Below are 14,161 nucleotides of genomic sequence, written 5' to 3' on the forward strand. Positions count from 1 at the left end.
AACGCCCAAAGATGGACACTGCAGAGAGGAAACGCGTTGATCGCGCTTGCGCTTCCGGCGGCCGCTGATGAAGGTGGCTTCGTCCCACCGACCCTCGAAGATATGCATCTACCGGAGGTTCTCCCGTGGATGGCCCCGTACGGTGAGGGCTTCGGCAAGCAGATGCTGCTGGTCCTGCTGTCCGTCGCACTGATTTCCTGGTTCTTCGTGGCGGCCTCCCGCCGCCGCCAGCTTGTCCCCGGCAAGCTGCAGCACCTAGGCGAAATGAGCTACAACTTCGTCCGCAACTCGGTGGGCAAGGACATCATCGGTGAGCGCGATTTCAAGCCGTTCGTCCCGCTGCTGCTGGCACTGTTCTTCTTCATCCTGGTGAACAACCTCTTCGGCTCCATCCCGCTGCTGCAGCTGCCGACCCCGTCGCACGTGGGCACGGCCTACGCACTGGCCGGCATCGTCTACATCACCTGGATTGCGCTGGGCATCAAGAAGCACGGCATCGGCTACTTCAAGCTCGCCGTCGTTCCGTCCGGTGTGCCGAAGGCGATCCTCCCGCTGGTCGTCCTCATCGAGATCATCTCCACGTTTTTGGTCCGCCCGGTCACGCACAGCCTCCGTCTGTTCGCCACCATGCTGGCCGGCCACCTGATCATCATGCTGGCCGCCGCCGGATCCGAATTCCTGATCATGGATGCCGACTTCTGGTTCAAGCCGCTGGGTATCCTGACCCTCGCCGGCGGCGTGGGCATGTACTTCTTCGAAATCCTGATCCAGGTCCTGCAGGCGTACGTGTTCGTCCTGCTGACCGCGATCTACATCCAAGGCTCCCTGGCCGAGGAACACTAAATTTCCCCGCTGGGGAAGAACCTGAACCAACAACCTGCCCGCGTGGGCATCTTGAAAGGAAAATAATGGAAGGCAATATCAACCTCGTCGGTTACGGTCTCTCCGCTATCGGCGGTGCCATCGGTGTGGGCCTCGTGTTCGCTGCTTACATCAACGGCGTTGCCCGTCAGCCGGAGGCACAGCGCGTGCTGCAGCCGATCGCATTCCTGGGTCTCGCGCTGACTGAAGCTTTGGCCATTCTTGGTCTGGTGTTCGCGTTCGTCCTCTAACCAGGGCAACGCGGACCATCCACACCGAGTAGATAGGACGGGTGAGATATGAATCAGGCAATGATCCTCGCCGCCGCGGAGGGTGCCAACCCTCTGATCCCTAACATCTGGGAAATCGTCGTCACGCTGATCGGCTTCGCGATTCTCATGTACATCGTCGCCAAGTTCGTCGTTCCGGCGTTCGAGAAGACGTATGCGGAGCGCACCGAAGCCATCGAGGGCGGGATCGCCAAGGCGGAGGCCGCCCAGGCTGAAGCCAGCGCTGCGTTGGACGAGTACAAGCAGCAGCTGATGGACGCCCGCGCGGAGGCCAACCGCATCCGCGAGGACGCCCGCGCCGAAGGCGCCCAGATCCTGGCGGAGCTGAAGGAAAAGGCCCAGGCAGAGGCTGCACGCATCAGCGAGCAGGCCCAGGTCCAGATTGACGCAGAGCGTCAGGCGGCCGTGACATCGCTTCGCAGCGAAGTCGGCACCCTGGCCACCGAACTGGCCGGCAGGATTGTCGGCGAGTCGCTGAACGACGACGCACGCGCTGCCCGCGTCGTGGACCGCTTCCTCGCCGACCTTGAGTCTCAGAGTGCAGGTGCTGCTAAATAATGGCCGGTGTATCGAGCGAGTCACTGAAAGCGGCACAGCAGGAACTGGAGGCTAAGCTTCCCACCGCTTCGCTGTCCCTGGCAGAGGAACTCTTTGGGATCCTGGGCCTGCTGGACAGCAATGCCGGTCTGCGCCGTGCCCTGACCGATCCGGCGCGCGACAGCACGGAGAAGGCCGACATGTTCGGCCGTCTCCTCGAGGGGAAGGTCTCGGCTGATGCCCGGGCCATCGCGACCTCGTTGGCTGCCGCGCGTTGGGCCTCTGCGCGCGACATCGGGGACGCCTTGGAGACCTTGGCGGCAACCACGGCTGTCGCCGTTGCAGAGGGCCAGGGTGTTGACGGACTCGAAGGTCTGGAGAGGGACCTGTTCGCGTTCAACCGCATTGTCGGGTCGGACCACGACCTGCAGCGTGCCCTGCTTGAACCCCAGGCTTCGGACGAAGCCAAATCGGCGCTGGCACTGAAGCTGGTGCCGGCCGCGGGTCCCGTAGCACAGCTGCTGATCCGGCAGGCGGTGACCGCCCCGCGCGGCATCAAGCCTACGGCCCTGGTAGAGCGGTTCATCCAGTTGGTGGCCAAGCGCCAGCAGCGTTGGATCGCGGAGGTCAGCGTTACCCGTCCGCTGACCAGCGAACAGATGAACCGCCTGCAGGCCGGGCTCAACCGGTTGTACGGCCGGGAGCTGCGGATCCACTTCAACGTTGATCCACGGCTGGTTGGCGGCGTGCGGGTCATGGTCGGGGATGAGGTCGTGGATGCGTCCGTGATCTCCCGCCTGGCCGAACTCCGCCGGAGTCTCGCGGTCTAGTCTCCTCACGGAGACTGGGCCGGAAGCCTCACACAGACTGAAAAACACACCGGTCGTCGCGCACCACGCGATGATCATAAACACAGGAGAGCAGGGACTGCAGATGGCCGAATTGACCATCAACGCCGACGACGTCCGCAATGCGCTGAACGAGTTCGCGGCGTCCTATGAACCCGGAAGCGCCGAGCGGGTCGAAGTCGGCCACGTGACCACCGCCAGCGATGGCATCGCCCGTGTCGAGGGTCTTCCCTCGGCCATGGCGAACGAACTGCTGCGTTTCGAGAACGGCGTCCTGGGCCTGGCCCAGAACCTCGACACCCGCGAAATCGGCGTGGTGATCCTCGGTGAATTCACCGGCATCGAAGAAGGCATGGAAGTTCACCGCACCGGTGAGATCCTGTCCGTACCGGTCGGCGACGCCTTCCTGGGCCGTGTCGTGGACCCGCTGGGCCTCCCGATCGACGACAAGGGCCCGATCGAATCGCACGAGCGCCGCGCACTGGAGCTGCAGGCCCCGGGCGTTACCCAGCGCAAGTCCGTGCACGAGCCGCTGCAGACCGGCATGAAGGCCATCGACGCGATGATCCCGATCGGCCGCGGACAGCGCCAGCTGATCATTGGCGACCGCCAGACCGGCAAGACCGCCATCGCCGTCGACGCCATCTTGAACCAGAAGGCCAACTGGGAGTCCGGCGACGTCAACCGGCAGGTCCGCTGCATCTACGTGGCGATCGGCCAGAAGGCATCGACCATCGCTGCCGTCCGCCAGACCCTGGAGGACAGGGGTGCGCTGGAGTACACCACCATCGTGGCGTCCCCGGCCTCCGATCCCGCCGGCTTCAAGTACCTGGCGCCCTACGCCGGTTCGGCCATCGGCCAGCACTGGATGTACTCCGGCAAGCACGTGCTGATCATCTTTGATGATCTCTCCAAGCAGGCCGAAGCCTACCGCGCCGTGTCGCTGCTGCTGCGCCGCCCGCCGGGACGCGAAGCCTACCCGGGCGATGTGTTCTACCTGCACTCCCGCCTGCTGGAGCGTTGTGCCAAGCTCTCCGACGAGCTGGGCGCGGGTTCGATGACCGGCCTGCCGATCATCGAGACCAAGGCGAACGACGTCTCGGCCTACATCCCGACCAACGTCATCTCCATCACGGACGGCCAGATCTTCCTGCAGTCCGACCTGTTCAACGCCAACCAGCGTCCCGCCGTGGACGTCGGCGTGTCCGTCTCCCGCGTAGGAGGTGCGGCCCAGGTCAAGGCCATGAAGAAGGTCTCCGGCACCCTGAAGCTGGACCTGGCCCAGTACCGGGACATGCAGGCGTTCGCGATGTTCGCCTCGGACCTCGATGCGGCGTCGCGCCAGCAGCTGACCCGCGGTGCCCGCCTCATGGAGCTGCTGAAGCAGGGCCAGTACACGCCTTACCCCGTGGAAAACCAGGTTGTGTCCATCTGGGCCGGCACCAACGGCTACCTGGACGATGTTCCGGTCGAGGACGTCACCCGTTTCGAGACCGAGTTCCTCTCGCACCTGCGGCACCGCAGCTCGGTGCTGACGACGATCGCCCAGACGAATCTGCTCGAGGATTCCACCGTGGACGAGTTGAAGTCGCAGATCGTGGACTTCAAGCAGGGCTTCTTCGGGGAGGGCGACAGCCGCTTGGTTGGCGCCGGCCACGAAGAGTACGACCCCCTGGCCGAAGACGAAGTCGCCCAGGAACAGATCGTCAAGCAGAAGCGCTAATTCATCTTCGTTGGCCGGGCGGAACCATAACGGTTCCGTCCGGCCGCCGAGGACGAGGAAAGGAAGAGTATGGGAGCCCAGATTCGGGTCTACCGCCAGAAGATCGCATCGACTTCGTCGCTGCGGAAGATCTTCAAGGCGATGGAGCTGATCGCCGCCTCACGCATTGGCAAGGCCCGCAGCCGCGTCGCGGCCTCGTTGCCGTACGCCAATGCGATCACCCGTGCCGTTTCTGCCGTGGCCTCGCAGTCCGAGATCGACCATCCGCTGACCACCGAGCCGGAGCAGATCCGCAGGGCCGCCGTGCTCGTGCTGACCTCCGACCGCGGTCTGGCGGGATCGTACTCCGCGTCGGTGCTGAAGCAGGCCCAGTCCCTGACCGAGCTGCTTCATGGAGAGGGCAAGGAAGTCCGCCACTACCTGGTCGGCCGCAAGGCACAGGCCTACTTCGATTTCCGGAACATTCAGTACCAAGAGGTCTGGACCGGCGGAACGGACGCTCCGGAGTTCGCGACCGCCCGCGAGATCGGCGAGGCACTGCTCTCCGACTTCAACACGGCGTACGAGGACGGTGGCGTAGACGAGCTCCATATTGTCTACACCCGCTTCAAGTCCATGGTTGTCCAGGAGCCTGCGGTCATCCGACTGCTGCCGCTGGAAGTCGTGGAAGAAGAGGCCACCGCAGAGACCGATCTGCTGCCGCTGTACGAGTACGAGCCGGAGCCCGAGCAGGTCCTGGACGCACTGCTGCCGCGCTACATCGAATCGCGCATCTTTGCCGCCCTGCTCCAGGCCGCTGCCAGCGAGCTGGCGGCACGCCAGCGCGCGATGAAGTCGGCCAGCGACAATGCCACGGACCTGATCGAGAAGTACACCCGTCTGCGCAACAACGCGCGCCAGGCAGAGATTACGCAGGAACTCACCGAGATTGTCGGTGGCGCGGACGCCCTGGCGGCGTCCTGATAAGTCCCTGCAGCAACAGCACACATAACCACGCCATCGAAACTGAGAAGTGAGAAAGATGACTGCCCAAACCATCGAGCACGGAACCGGTTCCGTCGCTACGGGCGCTACCGGCCGTATCGCCCGTGTCATCGGCCCGGTTGTCGACGTCGAATTTCCGGCGGACGCAATCCCCGCAATGTACAACGCCCTCACCGCTGAGGTGACCCTCAACGGCGAGACCCGCACCATTACCTTCGAGACCTCGCAGCACCTGGGCGACAACCTGGTCCGCGCGATCTCGCTGCAGGCCACCGACGGCCTGGTCCGCGGCACCACGGTCCAGGACCTTGGCTCCCCGATCACCGTGCCCGTGGGCGACGGCGTCAAGGGCCACATCTTCAACGTCCTGGGCGAGCCGCTGGACGTCGAAGCATCCCAGCTGGAAATCACCGAGCGCTGGCCGATCCACCGCAAGGCACCGAACTTCGCCGAGCTGGAAGGCTCCACCGAGATGCTGGAGACCGGCATCAAGGTGATCGACCTGCTGACCCCGTACATCAAGGGCGGCAAGATCGGCCTCTTCGGCGGCGCCGGCGTGGGCAAGACCGTGCTGATCCAGGAAATGATCACCCGTGTGGCCCGCAACTTCGGCGGTACTTCGGTGTTCGCCGGCGTTGGCGAGCGTACCCGCGAGGGCAACGACCTCTGGGTGGAAATGGAAGAAGCCGGCGTGCTCAAGGACACCGCCCTGGTGTTCGGCCAGATGGACGAGCCGCCGGGAACGCGACTGCGCGTGGCCCTGTCCGCCCTGACCATGGCGGAGTACTTCCGCGATGTGCAGAAGCAGGACGTGCTGCTGTTCATCGACAACATCTTCCGCTTCACGCAGGCCGGTTCCGAGGTTTCCACGCTGCTGGGCCGCATGCCCTCGGCCGTGGGCTACCAGCCGAACCTGGCCGACGAGATGGGCGTGCTGCAGGAACGCATCACCTCCACCAAGGGCCACTCGATCACCTCGATGCAGGCGATCTACGTCCCCGCGGATGACTACACCGACCCGGCTCCGGCGACGACCTTCGCCCACCTGGACGCGACTACGGAACTTTCCCGTGAAATCGCCTCCCGTGGCCTGTACCCGGCTGTGGATCCGCTGACCTCGACCTCGCGCATCCTGGATCCGCAGTACATCGGGCAGGACCACTACAACACCGCGGTCCGCGTGAAGCAGATCCTGCAGAAGAACAAGGAACTGCAGGACATCATTGCCATCCTCGGCATTGACGAACTGGGTGAAGAAGACAAGATCGTCGTCGCCCGCGCCCGCCGCATCCAGCAGTTCCTGTCGCAGAACACCTACACCGCCAAGCAGTTCACCGGCGTCGAGGGTTCCACGGTCTCCATCAAGGACACCGTGGAAGGCTTCAGGGCCATCTGCGACGGCGAGCTCGACCACATCGCCGAGCAGGCCTTCTTCAACGTGGGCGGCCTGGACGACGTGGAGCGCCAGTGGGCCAAGATCCAGGAACAGACCGGGAAGTAAGGCCTGTGGCTAACATTTCTGCTGAACTGGAAGTTGAAATTGTTGCCGCGGACCACTTCGTGTGGTCCGGTCCGGCAACAATGGTCAGGGCGCGGACCAGCGACGGCGAGATCGGGATCCTGCCCGGGCACAGCCCGGTGCTGGCAGTCCTGGCCGCCGGCGAGCTGGCCATCGAGCCGGTCTCCGGTGAGCGCATCAACGTGAATGTCGACGGCGGGTTCTTCTCCGTCGACAGCAACCGGGTTGTCATCGTCGCAGACAATGCGACGATTGGCGACGGGGCTACGGCGGGAATCCGCTAGCCGCCGGTGAACGGTCTCGACGTCACGTTCGCCATACTGGCCGCAGTCTTCCTGCTGCTGGTGTTGGCACTGGTCGCCTTCGGGGTGCGCCGCTACCAGCTGCGGCGCGCCCTGGGCACCTTCGACGCCTCCATCGCCATGCTGCCCGGCAGCTGGCAGATGGGGGTTTGTCGTTATACGGACACGCATCTGGAATGGCTGCGCCTGCTGTCGTTGAGTCCCAAGCCGCGCTACCGGTTCCGGCGCAGTTCGCTGGAACTGCAGGGCTGGCGGCAACCGACCGAAACCGAGCGGGCCAAGATCCAGCCCGGCGCGATCGTCGTAATGCTCACGCACGAAAAACAGGATCTGTCGATGGCAATGACCTTCGACGTCTACGCAGGTCTCTCGTCCTGGCTGGAAGCCGGACCGGTGATCGGCATCGGCACCTGGCGTTGAGACCAATGTGCGGCGCGGCTCTCTGGGGGGCCGCGCCGTCCGCCTTTTAACCAGCACAGTCGTGCCGCAACCCTAGGATGGTTTTCATGGAGAACGTGATTGTGGTGCACGGGTCCAGCTCGCTCAACGGGCGGGTGGAGGTTCCCGGCGCCAAGAACAGCGTCTTGAAGCTGATGGCCGCGGTGCTGCTGGCTGAGGGCCGTTCCACGATCACGAATGTGCCCGACATCCAGGACGTCTGGATCATGTCGGAACTGCTGCGCCGGCTCGGCTGCGCGGTGGATTACGACGTCGACGCCGCCAGTGTCCATATCGACGTCCCTGCCGCACCGGCCCACCAGGCCGACTACGACCTGGTCCGCGCCATGCGGGCATCCATTTCCGTGCTCGGCCCGCTCGTGGCACGCTGCCGGCAGGCGGAAGTGGCGCTGCCCGGGGGAGATGCCATCGGCAGCCGCGGCCTGGATATGCACCGGGCAGGGCTGGAACAGATGGGCGCCCGCATTAGCATCGACCACGGCTACTTGGTGGCCAAGGCGCCGCAAGGGCTGCACGGCACCCACCACCGCCTGCCGTATCCGTCGGTCGGCGCCACCGAAAACCTGATGATGGCCGCGACCCTGGCCCGGGGAGTGACGGTGATCGACAACGCGGCGCGGGAACCGGAGATCACCGATATTGCCGACCTGCTGGTCTCGATGGGCGCCCGGATCGAAGGAATCGGCTCGCCCACGCTGGTCATCACCGGTGTGGAGAGCCTGCACCCCGTGCGCCACAGCACCGTGCCGGACCGGATCGTCGCCGGGACCTGGGCCTTCGCCGCTGCCATCACCGGTGGAACAGTGGACGTGGCCAGGTCCAATCCCGGCCATCTGGCCGTGGTTCTGGACAAGCTGGCACAGGCTGGGTGCCGGATCACCAGCAGGGATGACGGCTTCACGGTGGAAGGACCGCAGCGGCCGCGGCCGATCAACGTCTCCACGCTGCCGTACCCCGGGTTTCCCACGGACCTGCAGCCGTTCGTCGTCGCGCTGAATGCGGTCGCGGACGGACACGGGATGGTGACGGAAAACGTGTTTGAGGCGCGCTGGGGTTTCACCTCCGAATTGGCCCGGCTGGGAGCGGTGGTGCGGCTGGACGGGCACCACGCGCTGATCAAGGGGGTACCGCAGCTCTCCGGCGCCCCCGTGGAGGCCAACGACATCCGCGCCGGTGCCGCGCTGGTCATCGCCGGGCTGGTGGCCGACGGCACCACCGAGGTCCACGGCGTGGAGCACATCGACCGGGGATATGAGCGGTTCGACGAGCGCCTGCGCGCCCTGGGCGGAGACGTGGTCCGGCTGGGACCGCCGAAGCTGCCCGCCTGACGCCGGAATGAGCAGAACCCCTCCGAAAGCATCGGAGGGGTCCTGCGTGCGGTGCGGTGGCGTGGACGGCCCCGCACCGCTAAGCGCAAGCGGCTAGATGATGGTGACGCCGGTGGCCTGCGGGCCCTTGGCTCCCTGGCCAATCTCGAAGCTCACGCGCTGGTTTTCGTCGAGGGTCTTGAATCCGCCCGACTGGATTTCAGAGTAGTGAACGAAGACGTCGCCGTCGGCCTCATCCGGTGTGATGAAGCCGAAGCCCTTTTCCGCGTTAAACCACTTAACGGTCCCCTGTGCCATTTAAATCTCCTCATCGTGGAACAAAAACAAGCCGGCACACCTCGTACCAACCCGGTTACTCCGTGGAAGATCCAAACGACACGGCCTGCGGGCCGGACGCCGTGGAGCTTCACACTCGCAACACGTCTTGCGAGCATGAAAACCACACCTACACAAAGACTGAGTTAAGCATCACATAAGCCCCATGGGCGGTCAACGGTACAAAGGATAATTCAATCTTTTATTAAGGAAGAGTTCGATCCGCGGTTAAGTGCCGGTTCCTAGGCTCCGAGCCGGCGCCGGCCGCAGGAAGCGCACGTTGTTTTACGAGTCCCGGGAATCAGAACAGGCGGGATTCGGCGTCGTCCACGCCGCGCATCTCGTCGTAGTCCAGGGTCAGGCAGTCGATGCCCCGGTCGGTGGCGAGCACCCGCGCCTGCGGCTTGATCTGCTGGGCCGCGAAAATCCCCTTGACCGGCGCCAGCAGGGGATCGCGGTTGAGCAGCTCCAGATAGCGGGTCAGCTGTTCCACGCCGTCGATGTCCCCGCGCCGCTTGAGCTCGACGGCCACGGTGCCCCCCTCGGCGTTGCGGGCCAGGATGTCCACGGGGCCGATCGCCGTCATGTATTCCCGCCGCACCAGCGTGTGGCCGGGGCCGAGGCGGTGGATCTGTTCGGCCAGCAGGCGCTGCAGGTCGGCCTCCACGCCGTCCTTGACCAGCCCCGGGTCGACGCCCAGATCGTGGCTGTATTCGTGCAGGTGCTCGTGGATGCTGATCACCAGGCGGTCGTCGCTCTTGGCGTGCTGGACGTGCCAGACTTCCTGGACGCCCGAGTCGGCGTCGTCGGCCTCCGGCTCCGCCACCCGGAGATTGGCCGGCGGGCTCATCCAGTTGAGCGGCTTGTAGGAACCGCCGTCGGAATGGATCAGGACGGAGCCGTCCGCCTTCACCATCAGCAGGCGGGTGGCCAGCGGCAGGTGGGCGCGGAGGCGGCCGATGTAATCAACGGAGCAACGGGCAATGACAAGACGCACAGTAGGCCACTTTACCGGTGCCCGGCGCGTGGTCGGTCCGGGCACAGGTTTGGGCCGGCCGCTACCTGTGGACCGGCTCGGCACAAGTGGATCGTCCCGGCACAAGCGTGGTCCGGCGTGGTTCGGTCCGGGCCGCGCCGGTGGGGCAGAATGGTGGCATGCCCCGTTCCAACCGCCCGCGCCGCCGCTCAGGCACGGGCAGCAGCAAGTGGACGCGGGCCAACGAGCTGGACCTGGACCGCGCCCGCGCCGGCATACCGGAGCGTCAGAATGCGCCCGACGGCGAATGGAACGTGCGGCGGATCACCCCGCCGAACGCCGCCAAGGAGTACACCTGCCCGGGCTGCAACCGGACGATCGGCCCGGGCATCGAGCACTTGGTCGCCTGGCAGGCCGACTCGTTGTTCGGTGGCGAGACGGCGCTGGGCGAGCGGCGGCACTGGCATCCGCGCTGCTGGCAGACCCGCAGTTTCCGCTACCGCTGACCGGAACCGTCAGTTCCGGTCCTGCCGGACGATGAAGACGTCCTTCAGCAGCAGCATCACCGATGCCGCGGCCGGAATCGCCATCAGCGCGCCCAGCACACCCATCAGCGAACCGCCGGCAATCACGGCAATCACCGCCACGGCCCCGGGTACGGCCACCGCGCGCTGCATGATGCGCGGCGACACGAAGTACGCCTCGATCTGCAGGTAGGCAAAGTAGATGATGGCGAACAGCACCGCCGGCTGCCAGCCCGCGGTCAGGGCAACCAGCGAGACGAACACGCCGGCAATCACGGCGCCGATCAGCGGGATGAAGGCAAGCAGGCCGACGACGAAGGTCAGCAGGGCGGTGAACGGCACCTGCGCAATGGTCATGGCGATGAATGCCACCGCCGCGTTGATCAGTGCCACGCAGGCCTGGCCGATCACGTAGCTGCCCACGCTGCCGGTGATCTCTTCGGACAGGCGCTGCACCTGCCGCCGCTTGGAGCGCGGGGCCAGCCGGTAGGCCCATACCTTCAGCGCCGGAAGCGACGCCAGGAAGTACAGCGTGAGCACCAGCACGATCAGCGCCCCGAACGCGCCCTGGAGGACGGCGCTGCCGACGCCGAGGACGCCGCCGAAGATGCCGGTGACGTTCTCGGAACTGGCAAAGAACCTCTCCAGCTCGACGTCGATGCGCTCCCGGACCTGGAACTGCTCATCAATGGTCTGGAAAATGGCCGAGTTCAGGACGTCCTCGACATAGCGGGGAGCGTTGGCCACGATCTGCGTGGTCTGGTTGACGATGGTCGGGATCAGCGTGGAGATGAACGCCGCGATCAACCCGGCCAGGATCAGCACCACAATGATGACGCCGGCCGGACGCGGCAGCCCCTTGCTTTCCAGCCAGCGGACGATCGGGTCGAGCCCCAGGGCAATGAAGAGCGCCGCCGCGATCCACGCCAGCAGCTCACCGACGTTGGTCAGCACGAAGTAGAGCAGCAGCGCGAAACCGACGCCGACCGTTGCCATGAATCCGAAGTGGATCGGGTGCCGGGCGGGGGAGAAGTCGGTGCTGACGCGCCCGTCGCGGGCGGCGGCGGGCGAGTCGTCCTCGGGCGGCATCTGGAAGCGGACGCGCGGCCGGGCCCGGGGCATTGACGACCCGATGCGCCCGAGGGCACCCAGGACCGCGTGCCGGCGCGCCGCCATGACCGGCGCCGAAGCCGGTAACGCCGCTGTCGACGCGGCAGGATCCGGCACCGGCGCATGGACGTCGGCCGGCAGGCCCTCGGCTGGCGATCCGTTGCCGCCAGCGGGCGTGGGAGCATCCCGGTGTTCGCTCACGCAGCATCCTCTCTTCCGCCTGCAGCCGCTGAAGCAACGGGCGGGCGCACTCGTCGCGCGCTAAGCAACAACGGCGCAGGATAGGGGGCAATTCTGAGCGAAAGACTACCAGTCCGGTAGGGTGTGGCAGCGGGTGCCGACGGCAAAAGGGCAAAAGGTTGCCCGCGGCGGACTAAGTGTCCGGCCGCGCACGGGCGGCGGAGAGGGTTCGTTACCATAGGGTTATAAAGCATGACCGATGGCGGGCACCCTGCCGGCACCTCAAGGCTTGGGCGTCCCTGCGGCCCTTCCTTCCTGCAGCGATCGACGATTGGTATTTTTGTGCGTTTTAAGATTTCAGTGGCCCTGATGGTGATCGGCCTGCTGGCCATCGCGCTGGGCATCGCCCAGCGGACCGTCTGGGCACCGCCCGAACGCGCCTCGGCCACCTACACGGCAGCCGATGCAACCGCCCCCGTGACCGTCATTGAGCCCGAAGTCTTCGGGGTCCACGAAGAAGAAGTGGACGTTTCAGTGGAGGCCGACGGCGAGTTCCTGCTGGCCATCGGCCGCGCGGGCGACGTCGAGGCCTGGGTCGGAGAGGCAGCGCACACCTCCCTGACCGGCATCGAGGACGGGCAGCTGCAGGGGACCGTGACCGAGGGCGAGGCCAAAGTGCCGAACCCGGCGGGATCCGACCTCTGGGTGAGCCAGCAGCAGGCCGAGGGCAGCCTTGAGCACCGGTGGGTGGCCCCGGCCGACGGCGAGTGGTCCATCCTGCTGGCAGCGGACGGCACCGAGCCGGCGCCGACCACCGTGACCGTCACCTGGCCGAACGACACCTCCGTGCCGTGGTCGCTGGCCCTGATGATCATCGGCGCCCTGCTGCTGGTGCTCGGGGTGGCGATGGCCGTGGTGTCCCGCCGTCCGAACCGGCCCGTCCCCGGCGACGACTCCGACCCCCGGGGCGGAAGCGGCCGCCCGAACGCAGGCGGCCCGGAAACGGCGGCGCTGGCACAGCCGGGCCGCGGTGCCCCGGCCGATCGTTCCAGCCAGGCCGTGCCGCCAGGCGCCGGCCTGCAAAAGCCCGAAGAGGGCGACCGGTCGGCGGGCCGCCGTTCCCTGATGGTCCGCCCGAAGCTTAGCCTGCGCGCCGCAGCCGCGGCGGGTGCAGCCGTGGTCCTGGCGTCCGGCGCCGTGCTTCCCGCCCAGGCCGCGTCTCCGGCGGCCCCCTCCCAGGACGCCGGAGACGCCGCCGGCCACCCGGTGCTGCTGGAAGGCCAATTGACCCGGATCATGGATTCGGTGGCAGCGGCAGTCTCGGATGCCGACTCGGCGCAGGATTCCGGCAAGCTGAAGCCGCGGGTCGCCGGGGCCGCCCTGACCGTCCGCGAGGCCAACTACAAGGTGCGGGCTGAAAACGGCGAGGCGGCGGCTCCCGTTCCGGTGGCCGCCGGGCCGATCCTGACCTCGATGGTCAGCACGAGTGCCGACTGGCCGCGGACGGTCGTGACGGTCACGGAGGGCGAGGACAATCCGGTGCCGCAGGTGATCGTGCTGGTGCAGCAGGATCCGCGCTCGAACTATCGGATGGTGGGCGCGCTCCAGATGCTGCCGGGCACCACCTTCCCCCAGGTCTCCACCGAGAGCGGCGGGACACCGGCCGTGGCGCCGGACGCCGAGGAAGGCCTGCTGCACTCGCCGCAGGCGGCCGTGAAGATGGTCGCGGAGAATCTCGACGACGGCAAGCACAAGGACGCGATCGGAAAGAACACCTTCTCCGAGCAGATCCAGGCGTTCCAAAAAGACCAGGTCAAGTCCAACGAAAACGCCGACATCTCCTTCAGCCGCAGCGTCGACGACGGCTCGTTGCGGGCGCTGCGCACCGCCGACGGCGGCGCCGTGGTGTTCGGCCACATGGAGTCGGTGATGAGCAGCCTGCCGGCCGAAGCCGGTGCCACCGTGGAACTCTCGCCCGAGTTCGCGGCGCTGGCCGGGGAGGACTCCACCACGGAAGGCGTGGACGTGACCTACGGCGAGTCCGTCTTCCTGTACGTGCCGCCGGCAGGCTCCGACGACCGGCTCACGTTGGTGGGCGTTGCCCAGGGCCTGGTGGACGCCGAGCTGAAGTAGGTCCGGGTCCGACCGGGCCGCGCTCCCGGCCCGGTCGGGAAATTCCGGACGCCGACCAAGACGTATTAGTGT

The 14,161-nt window shown here is 66.2% G+C and carries 15 protein-coding genes; 12 read left to right on the plus strand and 3 right to left on the minus strand.

Going from position 1 to position 14,161, the window contains the following annotated elements:
- The first annotated feature begins 36 nt into the window (after positions 1-36).
- The 10 genes from atpB to murA all read left to right on the plus strand — a co-directional run bounded on the left by atpB (position 37) and on the right by murA (position 8,851).
- Positions 37-843: a F0F1 ATP synthase subunit A gene (gene atpB / locus AC5RUK_RS00585; RefSeq protein WP_493989249.1), complete on the plus strand. Its 807-nt coding sequence runs from the start codon at positions 37-39 to the stop codon at positions 841-843.
- Between the two features lie 65 nt (positions 844-908).
- Complete coding sequence (gene atpE / locus AC5RUK_RS00590; protein ID WP_074701684.1) at positions 909-1,112, plus strand: ATP synthase F0 subunit C; 204 nt, start codon at positions 909-911, stop codon at positions 1,110-1,112.
- Between the two features lie 48 nt (positions 1,113-1,160).
- A complete protein-coding gene (locus tag AC5RUK_RS00595; RefSeq protein ID WP_493979718.1) occupies positions 1,161-1,709 on the plus strand; it encodes a F0F1 ATP synthase subunit B in 549 nt (182 codons plus the stop codon).
- Entirely contained in the window at positions 1,709-2,518 is an 810-nt protein-coding gene (locus AC5RUK_RS00600; protein ID WP_494108618.1) for a F0F1 ATP synthase subunit delta, read from the plus strand. Before AC5RUK_RS00595 ends, AC5RUK_RS00600 begins: the two co-directional genes overlap by 1 nt.
- 103 nt (positions 2,519-2,621) lie before the next feature.
- Complete coding sequence (gene atpA, locus AC5RUK_RS00605; protein ID WP_493989251.1) at positions 2,622-4,259, plus strand: F0F1 ATP synthase subunit alpha; 1,638 nt, start codon at positions 2,622-2,624, stop codon at positions 4,257-4,259.
- A 69-nt stretch (positions 4,260-4,328) separates the two neighbouring features.
- On the plus strand, positions 4,329-5,222 hold the full coding sequence (locus AC5RUK_RS00610; protein WP_493989252.1) for a F0F1 ATP synthase subunit gamma: 894 nt from the start codon (positions 4,329-4,331) through the stop codon (positions 5,220-5,222).
- Positions 5,223-5,280: 58 nt separating this feature from the next.
- On the plus strand, positions 5,281-6,744 hold the full coding sequence (gene atpD, locus AC5RUK_RS00615; RefSeq protein WP_493979722.1) for a F0F1 ATP synthase subunit beta: 1,464 nt from the start codon (positions 5,281-5,283) through the stop codon (positions 6,742-6,744).
- Between the two features lie 5 nt (positions 6,745-6,749).
- A complete protein-coding gene (locus tag AC5RUK_RS00620) occupies positions 6,750-7,046 on the plus strand; it encodes a F0F1 ATP synthase subunit epsilon (protein WP_493989253.1) in 297 nt (98 codons plus the stop codon).
- Positions 7,047-7,052: 6 nt separating this feature from the next.
- The gene (locus tag AC5RUK_RS00625; RefSeq protein ID WP_493989254.1) at positions 7,053-7,484 is read left to right on the plus strand and encodes a DUF2550 domain-containing protein; all 432 of its coding nucleotides are present in this window, start codon (positions 7,053-7,055) and stop codon (positions 7,482-7,484) included.
- Positions 7,485-7,570: 86 nt separating this feature from the next.
- A complete protein-coding gene (gene murA, locus AC5RUK_RS00630) occupies positions 7,571-8,851 on the plus strand; it encodes a UDP-N-acetylglucosamine 1-carboxyvinyltransferase (protein ID WP_494151093.1) in 1,281 nt (426 codons plus the stop codon).
- 93 nt (positions 8,852-8,944) lie between these two features.
- On the opposite strand, the gene AC5RUK_RS00635 is transcribed toward murA, so the two are convergent.
- Positions 8,945-9,148, minus strand: coding sequence for a cold-shock protein (locus tag AC5RUK_RS00635; protein WP_493989256.1), 204 nt, complete (start codon positions 9,146-9,148; stop codon positions 8,945-8,947).
- A gap of 319 nt (positions 9,149-9,467) precedes the next feature.
- On the minus strand, positions 9,468-10,163 hold the full coding sequence (gene nucS, locus AC5RUK_RS00640) for an endonuclease NucS (RefSeq protein WP_494108616.1): 696 nt from the start codon (positions 10,161-10,163) through the stop codon (positions 9,468-9,470).
- A gap of 158 nt (positions 10,164-10,321) precedes the next feature.
- Here nucS and AC5RUK_RS00645 point away from each other — a divergent pair, with 158 nt between their 5' ends.
- Entirely contained in the window at positions 10,322-10,648 is a 327-nt protein-coding gene (locus AC5RUK_RS00645) for an Rv1322 family protein (RefSeq protein WP_494151094.1), read from the plus strand.
- Between the two features lie 9 nt (positions 10,649-10,657).
- On the opposite strand, the gene AC5RUK_RS00650 is transcribed toward AC5RUK_RS00645, so the two are convergent.
- Positions 10,658-11,977, minus strand: coding sequence for an AI-2E family transporter (locus AC5RUK_RS00650; protein WP_494108614.1), 1,320 nt, complete (start codon positions 11,975-11,977; stop codon positions 10,658-10,660).
- Positions 11,978-12,298: 321 nt separating this feature from the next.
- On the opposite strand from AC5RUK_RS00650, the gene AC5RUK_RS00655 reads away from it, so the two are divergent.
- Positions 12,299-14,089, plus strand: a complete 1,791-nt coding sequence (locus AC5RUK_RS00655) for a DUF8094 domain-containing protein (RefSeq protein ID WP_494151095.1) — start codon at positions 12,299-12,301, stop codon at positions 14,087-14,089.
- The last annotated feature ends 72 nt before the right edge of the window (positions 14,090-14,161 follow it).

Source organism: Arthrobacter sp. Y3223065, assembly GCF_059090885.1.